The 615-nt window shown below is 71.4% G+C and carries 1 protein-coding gene and 1 pseudogene; both read left to right on the top strand.

Features of this window, described 5'->3' with window-relative positions:
* The coding region (locus PV341_RS45235; protein WP_500361079.1) for an FtsX-like permease family protein at positions 1 to 383 on the top strand (383 nt) is incomplete at its 5' end.
* A pseudogene (locus tag PV341_RS45230) lies at positions 380 to 615 on the top strand (ABC transporter ATP-binding protein); the annotation flags it as partial. The gene PV341_RS45235 and the pseudogene PV341_RS45230, both read left to right, overlap by 4 nt.

The raw sequence follows: 615 nt of genomic DNA, 5'->3' as shown, positions 1-615 counted from the left end.
TGTTGTCGTTGCTGCACAACGCGCCGCAGCGCAAGGCGCTGCTGGCGCGGCTGCGGACGATGGGGATGACGGGTCGTCAGCGGCAGTGGCTGGCGGTGCTGGAGATGCTGCCGCAGGTCCTGCTGGGCGCCCTGGGCGGTGTGCTGGTGAGCGTGGCCACCGTGCCGCTGGTACGCCCCGGCGTGGACCTGGTGGCGCTGGCCTTCACCGTCCGCACACCGGCCACCGACCTGTCGGGCGCGGTGCTGCGCACCGACGCGGCGTCGCTGCTGGTACCCGCGGCCGCGCTGGTGGTGCTGGCGTGTGTGGTGCTGGCCGTCCAGGCCTGGCTGACAGGACGACGAGGAGAAGGAACCGAACTCCGGATGGGGGAACGATCATGACTCAGAACACGTCCGGCACCGCCGAGCGCGGCAACGTCACACTGGCGGATCTGGAGCGCCGTGTCACCGAGAGCCGGGAGCGGCCTGCCTACGGGCATGACGCGTTGATCGTCTGCGACCGGCTGGTGCGGATCTTCACCGCCCAGGGCGTGGAGGTCCAGGCCCTGCAGGGCCTGGACCTGCTGGTGCAGCAGGGCGAACTGATGGCCCTGGTCGGCGCGTCGGGCAGCGG

This window comes from Streptomyces sp. PA03-1a, assembly GCF_033792805.1.
In the GTDB taxonomy this organism is placed as follows: domain Bacteria; phylum Actinomycetota; class Actinomycetes; order Streptomycetales; family Streptomycetaceae; genus Actinacidiphila.
The sequence above is the reverse complement of the archived record's forward strand: the minus strand, read 5'-3'. Positions and strand labels throughout refer to the sequence as shown.